General features: G+C 63.7%; 12 protein-coding genes. 10 read left to right on the plus strand and 2 right to left on the minus strand.

The window, feature by feature from the left end:
* Positions 1-188: 188 nt before the first annotated feature.
* From ABIB95_RS20560 to ABIB95_RS20570, 3 genes are all read left to right on the plus strand, one after another.
* Positions 189-1,211 carry an FUSC family protein gene (locus ABIB95_RS20560; protein ID WP_354241559.1) on the plus strand — a complete coding sequence of 341 codons (1,023 nt, stop codon included), beginning with the start codon at positions 189-191 and terminating at the stop codon, positions 1,209-1,211.
* Between the two features lie 100 nt (positions 1,212-1,311).
* Positions 1,312-2,301, plus strand: a complete 990-nt coding sequence (locus ABIB95_RS20565; RefSeq protein ID WP_354241561.1) for a Bug family tripartite tricarboxylate transporter substrate binding protein — start codon at positions 1,312-1,314, stop codon at positions 2,299-2,301.
* Between the two features lie 134 nt (positions 2,302-2,435).
* Entirely contained in the window at positions 2,436-2,861 is a 426-nt protein-coding gene (locus ABIB95_RS20570) for a hypothetical protein (RefSeq protein WP_354241563.1), read from the plus strand.
* Positions 2,862-2,902: 41 nt separating this feature from the next.
* Here the strand turns inward: ABIB95_RS20570 and ABIB95_RS20575 are convergent, their stop codons facing one another.
* Positions 2,903-3,871 (minus strand): helix-turn-helix domain-containing protein, encoded by a 969-nt coding sequence (locus ABIB95_RS20575; RefSeq protein ID WP_014493617.1) that lies wholly within the window; start codon positions 3,869-3,871, stop codon positions 2,903-2,905.
* Positions 3,872-4,384: 513 nt separating this feature from the next.
* Here ABIB95_RS20575 and xoxF5 point away from each other — a divergent pair.
* From xoxF5 to ABIB95_RS20610, 7 genes are all read left to right on the plus strand, one after another.
* Positions 4,385-6,196 (plus strand): lanthanide-dependent methanol dehydrogenase XoxF5, encoded by a 1,812-nt coding sequence (xoxF5, locus tag ABIB95_RS20580; RefSeq protein ID WP_063981978.1) that lies wholly within the window; start codon positions 4,385-4,387, stop codon positions 6,194-6,196.
* Between the two features lie 81 nt (positions 6,197-6,277).
* Complete coding sequence (locus ABIB95_RS20585; RefSeq protein ID WP_502917849.1) at positions 6,278-6,799, plus strand: c-type cytochrome, methanol metabolism-related; 522 nt, start codon at positions 6,278-6,280, stop codon at positions 6,797-6,799.
* Between the two features lie 57 nt (positions 6,800-6,856).
* Positions 6,857-7,966 carry an S-(hydroxymethyl)glutathione dehydrogenase/class III alcohol dehydrogenase gene (locus ABIB95_RS20590; RefSeq protein WP_014493614.1) on the plus strand — a complete coding sequence of 370 codons (1,110 nt, stop codon included), beginning with the start codon at positions 6,857-6,859 and terminating at the stop codon, positions 7,964-7,966.
* A 33-nt stretch (positions 7,967-7,999) separates the two neighbouring features.
* Positions 8,000-8,563, plus strand: coding sequence for an S-(hydroxymethyl)glutathione synthase (gene gfa / locus ABIB95_RS20595; protein ID WP_063981977.1), 564 nt, complete (start codon positions 8,000-8,002; stop codon positions 8,561-8,563).
* Between the two features lie 649 nt (positions 8,564-9,212).
* On the plus strand, positions 9,213-9,665 hold the full coding sequence (locus ABIB95_RS20600; RefSeq protein ID WP_085405661.1) for a (2Fe-2S)-binding protein: 453 nt from the start codon (positions 9,213-9,215) through the stop codon (positions 9,663-9,665).
* A gap of 1 nt (position 9,666) precedes the next feature.
* Positions 9,667-11,979, plus strand: coding sequence for a xanthine dehydrogenase family protein molybdopterin-binding subunit (locus ABIB95_RS20605; protein ID WP_354241565.1), 2,313 nt, complete (start codon positions 9,667-9,669; stop codon positions 11,977-11,979).
* Positions 11,980-12,034: 55 nt separating this feature from the next.
* Positions 12,035-12,295, plus strand: a complete 261-nt coding sequence (locus ABIB95_RS20610) for a hypothetical protein (protein ID WP_085405658.1) — start codon at positions 12,035-12,037, stop codon at positions 12,293-12,295.
* A gap of 165 nt (positions 12,296-12,460) precedes the next feature.
* On the opposite strand, the gene ABIB95_RS20615 is transcribed toward ABIB95_RS20610, so the two are convergent.
* Positions 12,461-14,188 (minus strand): methanol/ethanol family PQQ-dependent dehydrogenase, encoded by a 1,728-nt coding sequence (locus ABIB95_RS20615; protein WP_354115723.1) that lies wholly within the window; start codon positions 14,186-14,188, stop codon positions 12,461-12,463.
* Positions 14,189-14,191 lie beyond the last annotated feature (3 nt).

Here is a 14,191-nt window from a genome sequence, read left to right on the forward strand (position 1 = left end):
CTATCATCGACTTGGCGAGCGGAAAAAGTGTCGGCTATGTCCCCGAACACCCGTCGGTCATGTCCCCGGGCTGAACATCAAGCCGGGCGATGACAGCGAGGGTGTGGCGCGACCGTCGCTCCACACGCCAAAGTGCCGACCACATTTCCGTGGTATGCATAGTGTTTCGTTCGCCCCTTTGGTGCCCCGTGAATCCCCCCACGACACCCTCCGCCACCAACCTGCGCGATCTCCTCTCCCGCGAAGTCAAAACCGGCGAGCTCCTGCGCGCGCTGATCGTCATCGGCCCGATGGTCGCCGCCTATTTCATCACGCGCGAGACGGCGCTGCTGAACCTGGGGCCCGTCGCGGTCTCGCTGCTCATTCCAGCGCTCAGGCAGCACTTTCCGCCAAAAGTCGTCGCGTGGCATTATCTCGCCATCCTCGTCACCTTTGCCGCGCTTTTCCTTGCTGCTCCGGTCAAGCCGCTATTCGTGGTGCTGACGGCGCTCGCCGGCTTCCTTGCGGTGGCGGGGACGCGCTACGGCGAACATTTCCGCACACTCGGCAATTGGGTGTTCATCCCCGCCGTCTATCTCGCCTGCGAGGTGCGGGAGGGCGTGAGCGCCTCGGAAGCGATGCGTCATGCCGGCGTGATCATCGCCTCCTCTCCGATCGCGCTGGCGCTCGTCTGCGCGATCCAGGTTTACGACCAGCGGCAGCCCGGCAATGCCGCGACCTCGTTCGGACCGCCCGCGACCGACTGGTTTCTGCCCGCAGCGGCAACCGCCATGGCGGTCTTTGCCGCAGCCGCCCTGGTCGAGATCTTCAACCTCGCGCAGGGGCAATGGGTGATGTGGTCGGCCGCAAGCGTCGTGGTCGGCGACCTCACAGCGTCCACCGGCAAGCTGAAGCAGCGGGCGATCGGCGCCTTCGTCGGCGCGCCGCTCGGCTTTCTCGCGGGCCTTGCACTGCCGCAAAGCCGCGTCGGCTACGCCATCGCGATTCTCGCGGCCACCCTCACCCTGATCTCGTTCTCCCGCTACATCGTCGGCTTCGGCCTGCGCTGCTGCTTCATCGCGCTCGCCGCATCCTTTGCCGGCGGCGCCAGCGGCATCGCCGAGGAGCGCATCGTCAACGTGCTGATCGGCGGCACGTTCGGCCTGATTGCGGTGGCCCTGACCGAGATCGTCTGGCTGCGGGTGATGCGGAAGACCCGATCGCCCGGATGACACGCAAATGGGCACCGCGCGGCCTTGTCGAATGCGCCAATCTGTCTCGCCTGCCACCCCAGCCTGATGCAGTAGGGTCGGCAAAAATCAGGAGGGAATCATGCCCGCAAAATTCGATCGCCGCCACTTCATCGCCGCCGGTACCAGTGCACTCGCGATGCCCTTCGTCGCGCGCGGCGCCTCGGCGCAAGGTAGCTGGCCGTCGCGGCAGATCCGCATGATTTGCAGCTATCCCGCCGGCGGACAGACCGATTTGCTCGCGCGCGCCTATGGCGAATTCATCTCCAAGCAGATCGGCAAGACCGTCGTGGTCGAGAACAAGCCCGGCGCCTCCGGCGCGATCGGCACGGCAGAGGTCGCCCGCGCCGAGCCCGACGGCCACACCATCCTGTGCTCGATCTCGACCACCTACATCATGAACCGGGTCGTGATGAAGAATCCCGGCTACGACATGGACAAGGATCTGACGCTGGTCAGCGTCATTCCGGGCGCCGGCCTGTTGCTGGTCGCGAACCCCAAGACCGGGGTCAAGACGCTGGAGGATTTCGTCGCCTTCTCCCGCAAGAGCGGCAAGGTCAACTTCGGCACCTATAGCGCGGGCTCGGCCCCGCACATGACGATCAACGAGCTCAACAAGCAGTACGGTCTTTCCATCGAGCCGGTTCACTACCGCGGCGAAGCGCCGATGTGGACGGGGATGCTGGAAGGCACGCTCGATGCCGCAATGGGCAGCTACACGGCGGCGCAGTCCGTTCTGCAAAGCGATCGCGGCACTGTATTCGCCGTGCATTCGAAGAAGGTCGACGCGATCCCCGCCATCAAGACCCTCCCGGAGCAGGGCGCAACGTCGAAATTCTTCACCGTGAGCGGCTTCTCCGGCTGGGCCGTGCCGAAGGCGACGCCGCAGCCGGTGGTCGACCGCCTGGCGGCGCTCTGCGTCGCCGCCAACAGCGATCCGAAGGTGAAGGAGGTTCTCGCGACCTTCGTGCTCGAGCCGGCCATCGGCTTCAAGGAGACCAATGCCCTGTATCAGCACGAGTTGCCGATCTGGATCGAGAGCGCGCGGTCGCTCGGCCTCGAGCCGGCCTGAACCTTGCGCGGCGCGCGGGGCTGTCCCATCGGAGCCCGGCATCCGACCAAAGCCTAGTGTCGGAAGCGCATTTTCCCGCTATGATTGTGTGCCGGTGCCGTCCCCCTCACCGGCGGACAAGAAAGGCCGATCGCATGACACCGGATGGCGTCGCCGTTGCCGTCATGATCATCCTGCTCTTTCCGATGGGCTATTTCACGCTGGCCTCGCCCGCCTTCCTGCTGGTGAAGCTCGATATCCAGCCCGTCGCCCAGCTATTGCGTGGGATGTTCAACGCCCATTTTCTGGTGATGCGCGTCGCCGGCGTGATCGGGGCGCTGGCTTTCCTGCTCGACGGTCGCCTGGTCGCCGCGATGGGCGTTGGCCTGATTGCAGCCTTGGCCATCTACGGGCGCCGCTGGTTCATGCAACGGATCGACGACCAGCTCCGCGCGAGGGACGCAGGCGATGCTGAAGCCCCGCGCCGCCTGCGCCGGCTGCATTGGAGCGGCATGCTGGGCAACGCGGTGCTGCTCGTCGCTCTCGTGACCAGCATTCCCTACATCGCCATATCGGCCTGAGAGATATCGCCGGCGCGGCCGGCGTCGGCTGCGGCGCTCGCCTAATGCTCGCCCGAGGCCGCGGCGCCCTGCTGGGCCTTGTGGATCGAGGACGGCACCACGCCAAAATATTTCCGGAACACGCGGCTGAAATGCGATGAGCTGGAGAAGCCCCAGGAGAAGGCGACGTCGGTGATGGTCTTGCCGCCGTGCGCCTCGAGTTCCTGGCGGCAATTCTGCAAGCGCGCCTGCCAGATGTAGTCGCTCACCGTGGTGCCGCGCTCGGAGAACAGCATGTGCAGATAGCGCTTGGAGCAGCCGAGCTCGGCGGAGATCTGGTCGATGCACAGATCCGGATCGCGCAGGTGCTCGCGGATGAAGAATTGTGCGCGCACGTACATTGCCTCGGGCCCGACGCGGTCGAACATCGTGTCCGCTTCGCGCAACGGCAGCAGCAAGAGGTCGATCAGCGAATCGGCGACACCGACCGCGCTGTTCGCCGACAGCTTGGCCGCCTCGTCGAAGGTGGCATGGACGAAATCATGGGCGATCCTCCCCGTCCCGGTCTTCGCCGACAATTTGCAGGCCGGCATCCGCTGCGACGGGAATCCACGGTCGCGCAGCAAGGCCTTCGGCACGATCACCACGTCGTGGCGGGTGAAGGCGGGGCTGATGATGGAATGCGGACACGAGACGTCATAGGCGATGATGTCGCCCGGGTTCAGCTCGATGTGGCGGCCTTCCTGCTCGAAATAGGACACGCCGTAGGTCTGGAAGTGGATCTTGATGTACGGGTGTTCATTGGCTTTGGCGCGCGCCAGCGTGTGCGCGATGCGATGCTGGCTGACCTCGATCTGGCAGAGCTTCAGGCGCGAGACGCTCGTGTAGTCGATGCGGCCCTCGAGCGAGGACGCCTCAAGCGGATCGACGTCGAAATGCCCACACAGGCTTGTCAGCCCGTCGATCCAGCTCTGGATCTGCCGCTTCGGCGTCAGGCCGGTCGTCGAGAGCGTGTGAATGGTGTCGGACATTAATCCAGCCGCTGGTTTCATCTGCAGATTCGACGCGAATCGCAACCAGCGCTGCTGGAGCCCTCAGCTATGATTGCGTGACGTTTACCTCGAATTTGAGCGGTCTTTTGCAACGAGCGCGATCGTTCCATTGCCACCCTTGACGGTTAATCCTCCGCCTTAGTTGCAGCGCCGTCAAGGGGAACCTGAGCGCCGAAGGCGCCGCGAAGGCGCGCGGAAGCCGCTGAATTCGCTACTGCAAAATCAAAAACTTTGCGTCCGTGCGCTGTCAAGCAAACCGGCTTCCCTCTTGGGCAAGTTTCCCGATGACGAAGTCGTTAGGGATTGCGGCAGGAACAACAAAAACGGGCCTCTCCTGCACGTGGACCCGTAGCTCTCATCCGGAGGAGGAAACAGCACAGCATCGTTTCTGGTCCCAAACGTGACCGCCCTGCACGAGCAGACGCCGGACGAGAAGCCCGGTGATTAAGCAATGCTTCGGAAACAATAAACGAGACCAACGGAGGAATGACTATGCGCAAGGTGCTAATGGCGACCTATCTTGGCTCCGCGGCGATGCTCGCCGTCGGCAGCGCGTCAGCCAATGACGAGCTGATCAAGATGTCGCAGAATCCCAAAGACTGGGTCATGCCGGCGGGCGACTACGCCAATACCCGCTATTCCAAGCTGAACCAGATCAACGCACAAAACGTAGGCAAGCTCCAGGTCGCCTGGACCTTCTCGACCGGCGTGCTGCGCGGCCACGAAGGCGGCCCGCTGATCATCGGCAACGTGATGTACGTCCATACACCGTTCCCGAACAAGGTCTATGCTCTTGACCTTTCCAACGAGAACAAGATCATCTGGAAGTACGAGCCGAAGCAGGATCCGAACGTCATCCCGGTGATGTGCTGCGACACGGTCAACCGCGGCCTGTCTTACGGCGACGGCAAGATCATCCTGCATCAGGCTGACACCACACTGGTTGCGCTCGACGCCAAGACCGGCCAGGTCGCCTGGTCTGTGAAGAACGGCGATCCCACTAAGGGCGAGACCGGAACCTCTGCGGCGCTCGTCGTCAAGGACAAGGTCCTGGTTGGCATTTCCGGTGGCGAGTTTGGCGTCCAGGCTCACATGACGGCTTACGATCTCAAAACGGGCAAGTTGGCTTGGCGCGGTTACTCGGGAGGGCCTGATGATCAAATCTTGGTCGATGCCGAGAAGACCACCGCTCTCGGCAAGCCGGTCGGCAAGGACTCCAGCCTCAAGACCTGGCAGGGCGATCAGTGGAAGATTGGCGGCGGCGCCACCTGGGGCTGGATCTCCTTTGATCCTGAGCTGAACCTGATCTATTACGGATCAGGCAATCCCTCGACCTGGAACCCGAAGCAACGTCCAGGCGACAACAAATGGTCGATGACGATCTGGGCCCGCAATGCCGACACCGGCGTGGCCAAGTGGGTCTACCAGATGACGCCGCACGATGAGTGGGATTATGACGGCGTCAACGAAATGATCCTCTCGGATCAGTCGATCAACGGCCAACCGCGCAAGCTGCTGACCCATTTCGACCGCAACGGCCTCGCCTACACGATGGATCGTGTCACCGGCGAACTGCTGGTCGCCGAGAAATACGACCCGAAGGTGAACTGGACCTCCGGCGTCGACATGGACAAGAACTCACCGACCTATGGCCGCCCGAAGGTTCTCGACGCGGCCTCGACTGAAAAGGGCGGCGAGGATCACAACACCAAGGGCATCTGCCCGGCCGCGCTCGGTACCAAGGACGAGCAGCCGGCAGCCTACTCGCCGGACACGCAGCTGTTCTACGTTCCGACCAACCACGTCTGCATGGACTACGAGCCGTTCAAGGTGAGCTACACCGCGGGCCAGCCCTATGTGGGTGCGACGCTCTCGATGTATCCGCCGCAGGGTGAAACCCATATGGGTAATTTCATCGCCTGGGACGGCAAGACCGGCAAGATCGTCTGGTCGAACAAGGAGCAGTTCTCGGTCTGGTCGGGTGCGCTCGCAACCGCCGGCGGCGTGGTGTTCTACGGCACGCTCGAAGGCTACCTGAAGGCGGTCGACGCCAAGACCGGTAAGGAGCTCTACAAGTTCAAGACTCCCTCCGGCATCATCGGCAACGTCACCACCTATGAGAACGGCGGCAAGCAGTATGTCGCAGTGCTCTCCGGCGTGGGCGGCTGGGCCGGTATCGGTCTGGCAGCTGGTCTGACCGATCCGACCGCCGGTCTCGGCGCAGTCGGTGGCTACGCGGCTCTCAGCAACTACACGGCACTCGGCGGTACGCTGACCGTGTTCTCGCTGCCAGCGGCGAACTAGCCTCACCTTCGTGTCGCTCCGGCGCGTGGATCAACTCCACGCGCCGGCTCGTCTCCACCGAACGCCTTCGAGGATCATCTCTTGCGTAAAATCTGCTTTGTCATCGCTGCGACCATCTTCGTGACCTCGGGGGGAATTGCCGTTGCGGACGGTCCGGGCGACCCGACCGCCCTCAAGAAGGAAGACGACGGAAAGTGGCTCGATAAGGAAGGAAACCCGACCTACAAGATTTCGGCCGACGGCACCGTGGACTGGTTCACCTATTCCGGATATCGCCGCTATCACTCCGACTGCCACGTCTGCCATGGCCCCGACGGCATGGGATCCACCTACGCACCGGCGTTGAAGGATTCGGTCAAGACCATGAGCTACGGCGACTTCCTCGGCGTCGTCGCCTCCGGTCGCAAGAACATCTCGACCGCGCAGGAGAACGTCATGCCTGCCTTCGGCGACAACCCGAACGTCGCCTGCTACATGGACGATCTCTACGTCTATCTGCGCGCCCGCTCCGACGAGGCGTGGGGCCGTCAACGTCCCTCCAAGAAGGATGAGAAGAACGAGACCTACACCAAGGCGGAAGACGCCTGCATGGGCAAGAAATGAAGGTTACCAGGACCGATACCACCTCGTGGCGTCCTGCGAGAATTTGAGGAGTTTACGATGAAGACACGTGCCGCCGTTGCTTTCGAAGCCAAGAAACCACTCGAGATCGTCGAAGTCGATCTGGAAGGACCGAAGGCCGGCGAAGTCCTGGTCGAGATCAAGGCGACGGGCATCTGCCATACCGACGCCTACACGCTCGACGGCTTCGACAGCGAAGGAATCTTCCCGTCGATCCTGGGTCATGAGGGCGCCGGTATCATCCGCGAGATCGGACCGGGCGTGACCTCGGTGAAACCGGGCGACCACGTCATCCCGCTCTACACGCCGGAGTGCCGGCAGTGCAAAAGCTGCCTGAGCCAGAAGACCAATCTCTGCACCGCGATTCGCGCGACGCAGGGCAAGGGCGTGATGCCTGATGGCACCAGCCGCTTCTCCTACAAGGGCAAGCCGGTCTACCACTACATGGGCTGCTCGACCTTCTCGAACTTCACCGTGCTGCCGGAGATCGCCGTCGCCAAGATCCGCGAGGACGCGCCGTTCGACAAGAGCTGCTACATCGGCTGCGGCGTCACCACCGGCGTCGGCGCCGTCGTCAACACCGCCAAGGTCACGCCGGGCTCCAACGTGGTCGTGTTCGGCCTCGGCGGCATCGGCCTCAACGTGATCCAGGGCGCCAAGATGGCCGGCGCCGACAAGATCATCGGCGTCGACATCAACGACTCCAAGGAGGATTGGGGCCGCCGGTTCGGCATGACCGAGTTCGTCAACCCCAAGAAGATCACCGGCGACATCGTCGCGCATCTGGTCAACCTAACCGACGGTGGTGCCGACTACACCTTCGATTGCACCGGCAACACCACCGTGATGCGCCAGGCGCTGGAAGCCTGCCATCGCGGCTGGGGCACCTCGATCATCATCGGCGTTGCCGAATCCGGCAAGGAGATCGCCACCCGCCCGTTCCAGCTCGTCACCGGGCGCAACTGGCGCGGCACGGCCTTCGGCGGCGCGCGCGGCCGCACCGACGTGCCCAAGATCGTCGACTGGTACATGAACGGAAAGATCCAGATCGATCCGATGATCACCCACGTGCTCAAGCTCGAGGAGATCAACAAGGGTTTTGACCTCATGCATGAGGGCAAATCCATCCGTTCAGTCGTCGTGTTCTAGCTCGAAAGCGTCACACCCAAGGAGGATCGACCCATGACTGTTGCACTCCATCCCTCGATCGATAACGGCGTCAAACAGGGCAGCGGCAGCTTTGCCGGCGGCACGCTGGTCTGCAAATGCACGGACCACCCGGTCAAGGTCGCCGTGAAGGGCGACGTCGCCCACAACCACGCCTGCGGCTGCACCAAGTGCTGGAAGCCGCAAGGCGCGAATTTCTCGGTGGTCGCCGTGGTGCCGCGCCAGAACGTCAGCGTGACCGAGAACGGCGACAAGCTCCAGATCGTCGATCCCTCGGCGGTGATCCAGCGCCACGCCTGCAAGGCCTGCGGCACCCACATGTACGGCCGCATCGAGAACAAGGGCCACCCGTTCTACGGCCTCGACTTCATCCATCCCGAGCTGTTCCAGGAGCAGGGCTCGCAGGCGCCGCAATTCGCCGCCTTCGTCTCCTCCGTGATCGAATCCGGCGTGAAGCCGGAACAGATGGCAGGCATCCGCTCGCGGCTGAAGGAAATCGGGCTCGAGCCCTATGACTGCCTGTCGCCGGCGCTGATGGACGCGATCGCGACCCACGTGGCGAAAGCCAAGGCTGCCTGACAAGGCTGCCTGACAAGGCCGCCTGAACAAGGCCGTCAGACCTTCGCCGTGCCCGTCCGCTCGCTGGCCCCGACCATCGCCAGCGAGCCGGACGGTCCGGCCCTCGACCAAATCGCTGCGATGCCGCCGCATCGCACGAGGCAGACGCGAGCGCCATGAGCTCCTCAGATGAGCTCCTCAGTCCTGGTCTCTGAATGACTGCGCAGTGCCGCCCACTTCCCCCTCGAAGTCCGCGCCGCTGCGTTCTCCCTCCCTCGACTGAGGCATCCTGCTTCGTCCGCGCAGTCTCCGCCGGACGAAGCTTTTTTCGTCGTGCACATTTCGCAGGCGCAGGGGTGTGATGCCGCGCCCTGCTTTTGACAAACCTTCGTTGCAACTTTTCCCTTCAACAACACCCGGCTGTGAACGCCGGGCCGGCGCGGTCTCTGCTACGATCGCGTCGTCACGATGCCGCGCGAATTCAATCAATCAAGAATAAGACGGGAGGTATCGAGCACATCCGGACATCACGATTCGCATTCCTGCTTGCTGCCGGGATCTGCCCGCGCAGGAGAACAGGCCGGGATGCGACGACACGACGAAACGGGCAGTGCGCCGACCTGTGTCGGCAATGTTCAATCGACAAGCTTATGAAGAGCGAGGGACCATCATGATCAAGGTGAAGATCAACGGCCAGGAACAGAGCTGGGACGGCGACCCGGATCTCCCGCTACTCTGGTTCCTGCGTGACGAGGCCGGCCTGACCGGCACCAAGTTCGGCTGCGGCCAGGCCCTGTGCGGCGCCTGCACCGTCATCGTCGACAAGGAGGCCGTGCGCGCCTGCATCACGTCGATCAACGACGTCGCCGGGCGCGAGGTGACCACCATCGAAGGGCTGCATCCGAACGGCGACCACCCCGTCCAGAAGGCCTGGCGCCAGGTCAACGTGCCCCAATGCGGCTTCTGCCAGGCTGGCCAGATCATGCAGGCCGCAGCGCTGCTGATGGAGAATCCCAAGCCGTCACACGACCAGATCCGCGAAGCGATGGCCGGCAACATCTGCCGCTGCGGCTGCTACCAGCGCATCGAGAACGCAGTCCATCTCGCATCGACGGGAGTGTGACATGAATTTCATCGACAAACCCGGGAAGCTTCGTGGCTTCGAGAAGAACATTCGGGTCGAGAAGGTCTCGCGCCGAAGCATCCTGAAGGGGCTCGGCGTCACCGGCGGCTTCGTGCTCGCCGCCCCCGTGATGTCGCGCCAGGCGTTTGCCTATGAGACCGGCGCCGGCAAGATGCCGCACGGCGTCGTGGTCGATCCGCGCGTCTTCGTTGCCGTTGCTCCCGACGGCACCGTCACCATCCTCGCCCATCGTGCCGAAATGGGCACCGGCGTGCGCACCAGCCTTCCGCTGATCGTCGCCGAGGAGATGGAGGCTGACTGGTCCAGGGTCAAAGTGCAGCAGGCCCATGGCGACGAGGTCAAGTTCGGCAACCAGGACACCGATGGCTCCCGCAGCACGCGGCATTATCTGATCCCGATGCGCCAGATCGGTGCCTCCGCCCGCACCATGCTGGAGCAGGCCGCGGCCAAGCGCTGGGGCGTGCCGGCGACCGAGGTCAAGGCCGTCAACCACGAGGTCGTCCACAGCGCCAGCGGCCGCAAGCTCGGCTTCGGCGAACTCGCCGCGGACGCAGCCAAAGAATCGGTGCCGAGCATCGAAGGCCTCAAGCTGAAGGACCCCAAGGACTTCCGTTATCTCGGCAAGGGCCAGATCAGCATCGTCGATCTCCACGACATCACCACCGGCAAGGCGCGCTACGGCGCCGACGTACGCCTGCCAGGCATGAAATATGCGGTCATCGCACGCCCGCCGGTGACCGGCGGCAAGCTGGTCTCGTTCGATCCGGACGCGGCGCTGAAGGTCCCCGGCGTCGAGAAGGTGATGCAGGTGCGCGGCTGGCCGTGGCCGTCGAAATTCCAGCCGCTCGGCGGCGTCGCGGTGATCGCGCGCAACACCGGCGCGGCGATCAAGGGCCGCGACGCGCTGAAGCTGACCTGGGACGACGGCGCCAACGGCAAATACGACTCGGTCGCCTATCGCAAGGAGCTCGAGGAAGCCTCGCGCAAACCGGGCCTCGTCGTACGCCAGGAGGGTGACGCAGACGCTGCGCTGAAGAGCGCCGACAAGGTCGTCGTCGGCGAATACTATCTGCCGCACCTCGCCCATGTCAGCATGGAGCCGCCGGTGGCGGTCGCCGACGTCAAGGGTGACAAAGCGGAGATCTGGGCGCCGGTGCAGAGTCCCGGCGGCACCCGCGAGGACGTCGCCAAGACGCTCGGCATTCCCGAGGACAACGTCACGGTGAATGTCACGCTGCTCGGCGGCGGTTTCGGCCGCAAGTCGAAATGCGACTTCGCGCTCGAGGCCGCGCTGCTGTCGAAGGAGCTCGGCGCGCCGGTGAAGGTGCAATGGACGCGCGAGGACGACGTCCGTCACGACTTCCTGCACACCGTCTCGGTCGAGCGGATCGAGGCAGGGCTCGACAAGAACGGCAAGGTGATCGCCTGGCGCCACCGCAGCGTGGCCCCGAGCATCGCCTCGACCTTCGCCGCGGGTGCAAACCACCAGGCACCCTTCGAGCTCGGCATGGGCCTCGTCGACATGCCGTTCGAGATCGCCAACATCTCCTGCGAGAACCCGGAAGCCGCGGCGTTCACCCGCATCGGCTGGTTCCGTTCGGTCTCGAACATCCCGCGGGCCTTTGCGGTGCAGTCGATGGTCGGCGAGATCGCGCAGGCGACCGGGCGCGACCAGAAGGAGACGTTGCTCGCGCTGATCGGCAGTCCCCGCATCGTCAAGCCGGCGGTGAAGGACATGTGGAACTACGGCGAGCCCTATGACAGCTACCCGATCGACACCGCGCGTCTCCGCAAGGTGGTCGAGCTGGTCGCCGAGAAGGGCGAATGGGGCCGTCAGGTACCGAAAGGCCATGGCCTCGGCATTGCCGTGCACCGTAGCTTCGTCAGCTACATCGCGACCATCGTCGAGGTGGCCGTCGACGAGAAGGGCAAGCTGACGGTGCCGCGGGTCGACACCGCGATCGACTGCGGCACCTATGTCAATCCCGAGCGCATCGCCTCGCAGATGGAGGGCGCGGCGATCATGGGGCTGAGCGTCGCCAAATACGGCGCGATCACCTTCAAGGACGGCAAGGTGGAGCAGAAGAACTTCGACGACTTCCAGGTCCTCAGGATGGATGAATCTCCTCTTGTCACCAACGTCTACATCGTCCCGCCCGGACCCGACACGCCGCCGAGCGGCGTCGGCGAGCCCGGTGTTCCGCCGTTCGCGCCCGCGCTGATGAACGCGATCTTCGCCGCGACCGGAAAGCGTATCCGCAGCCTTCCGCTCGGCAAGCAATTGGAGGCCTAAAGCGGAACATTGAGCGGCCTCGCGCCGTTTCCATCGATCTGACAGGAGCAGATCGATGACCAACATCTCAAAGGCGCTCGCAGTCTCGTTGCTGTCGGGCGCCTTTTTCATGACGACCACGGCTGCGTTCGCTCAAAGCAACACCACCCCGCCGACCACCGCCACGCGCCCCACCGCGCCGGAGCAGAACTCGCTTCCCAACGTCGGCGCCCCGCCGCCTTCGACCACGCAGACCACCGGGCAGACCAGCTCCGATCCGAAGGTTCAGGAGATGAACCAGAAGGAAAAGGACAAGGTTGATCGGCAGGGGAAGTAACTTGGCGCTCGCAGACGTTTTCCCATCGTCATGGCGGGGCTTGCTCCGGCCATGACGAGTTTGTGGCGCGGGTAACCATCCCATCTCATGGCAAAATGCGGCGGATGTTGGCATCCGCCGCATTGCCCCCTCACCGCTCCGCTTCCTTCGATTCGCCCGCGGAGCTTATTTCTTCAGCGCGAACACCCAGATGACGCCGCCCTGCGGCACATTGGCTTCGATGCCGATATTGTTGGTCGCGAGCGCATCCTGGATGCGTTGCGCGTCCACGCCCCACCCCGACTGGATCGAGATGTATTGCGTGCCGTCGATCTCATAGGACACCGGCATGCCCATGATGCCGGAGTTGGTCTTCTGCTCCCACAAGAGTTCGCCGGTCTTGGCGTGGAAGGCGCGGAAGTTGCGGTCGTTGGTGCCGCCGACGAAGACGAGATCGCCTGCCGTCGCCGTTACCGAACCGAACAACTGCGATTTCGGGAAATTGTGCTGCCACACCTTCTTGCCGGTGGCGGGATCCCAAGCCTGGAGTTCGCCGAAATGATCGGCGCCGGGCTTCGTCGTTAGGCCGATGTCCTCCGGCTTGGTGCCGAGCCAGAGTTCGCCCGCCTTGAGCGGAACCTTCTCTCCGGTGAAGCCGCCGCAGAAATTCTCGTTGGCGGGCACGTAGACGAGGCCGGTCCTCTGGCTGTAGGCCGCCGACGGCCAGTCCTTGCCACCCCACAGCGACGGACAGAACTCGACCCGCTTGCCGATGACCGGCTTGTGCGCAGGATCGACGATCGGCTTGCCGCTCTCGGCATCGATGCCCTTCCAGACATCGGTCGCGACGAAGGGCCAGCCTGCGACGTAGTTGATCTTGGTCGGGGTGCGCTCGAGCACCCAGAAGATCGCGTCGCGGCCCGGATGGATCAGGCTCTTGATGGTGCGACCGTCGCGTTGCAGGTCGACCAGGATCGGTGCTTCGACCTCGTCCCAGTCCCAGGAATCGTTCTGGTGGTACTGGTGGTAGGTCTTGATCTTCCCATTGCTGGGATCGAGCGCGAGCACCGAGGAGGTGTAGAGATTGTCGCCGGGATGCGTCTCGCCAGGCCATGGCGCGGCGTTACCGACGCCCCAGTAGATCGTCTTGGTGTCCTTGTCGTAATTGCCGGTCATCCAGGCGGAGCCACCGCCGGTCTTCCAGTCGTCGCCCTGCCAGGTATCGTGACCGGGCTCGCCCTCGCCGGGGATGGTGAAGGTGCGCCACAACTCCTTGCCGTCCTTGGCATCGTATGCGGCGACGTAACCGCGCACGCCGAGTTCACCGCCGGAGCCTCCGACGATGACCTTGCCCTCGACGACCAGCGGCATCAGGGTCATGTACTGGCCCTTCTTGTAGTCCTGCACCTTGGTGTCCCACACCACCTTGCCGGTCTTGGCGTCGAGCGCGACGACATGGTCGTCGGTGGTGGCGAGATAAAGCTTGTCCTCCCAGAGACCGACGCCGCGGTTGGTCGGATGCAGCTGAAAGAGGTCGTCGGGAAGCTGCCGCTTGTAGCGCCAATATTCGTCGCCGGTCTTCGCGTTCAGCGCGATCACCTGCCCCATCGGGGTCGTTACGAACATCACGCCATTGTTGACGATCGGCGGCGCCTCGTGGCCTTCGACCACGCCGGTGGCAAAGGTCCAGACCGGTGTGAGATTCTTGACGTTCGAGGTGTTGATCTGGTCGAGCGGGCTGTAGCCCTGTCCGTCATAGGTGCGCCGATAGAGCATCCAGTTGCCGGGTTCCGGATTTTCCAGCCGCTGCTGGGTGACCGGGGCGTAGTTCTCGATCGGGCCGGCGACGGCGACGGTCGAGACAAGGCACGTGAAGGCGACGAAGCCGGACAGTAACCATTGCTTCCTGGTCATGAA

Source organism: Bradyrhizobium sp. LA2.1 (assembly GCF_040547725.1).
Taxonomy (GTDB): Bacteria; Pseudomonadota; Alphaproteobacteria; order Rhizobiales; family Xanthobacteraceae; genus Bradyrhizobium; species Bradyrhizobium barranii.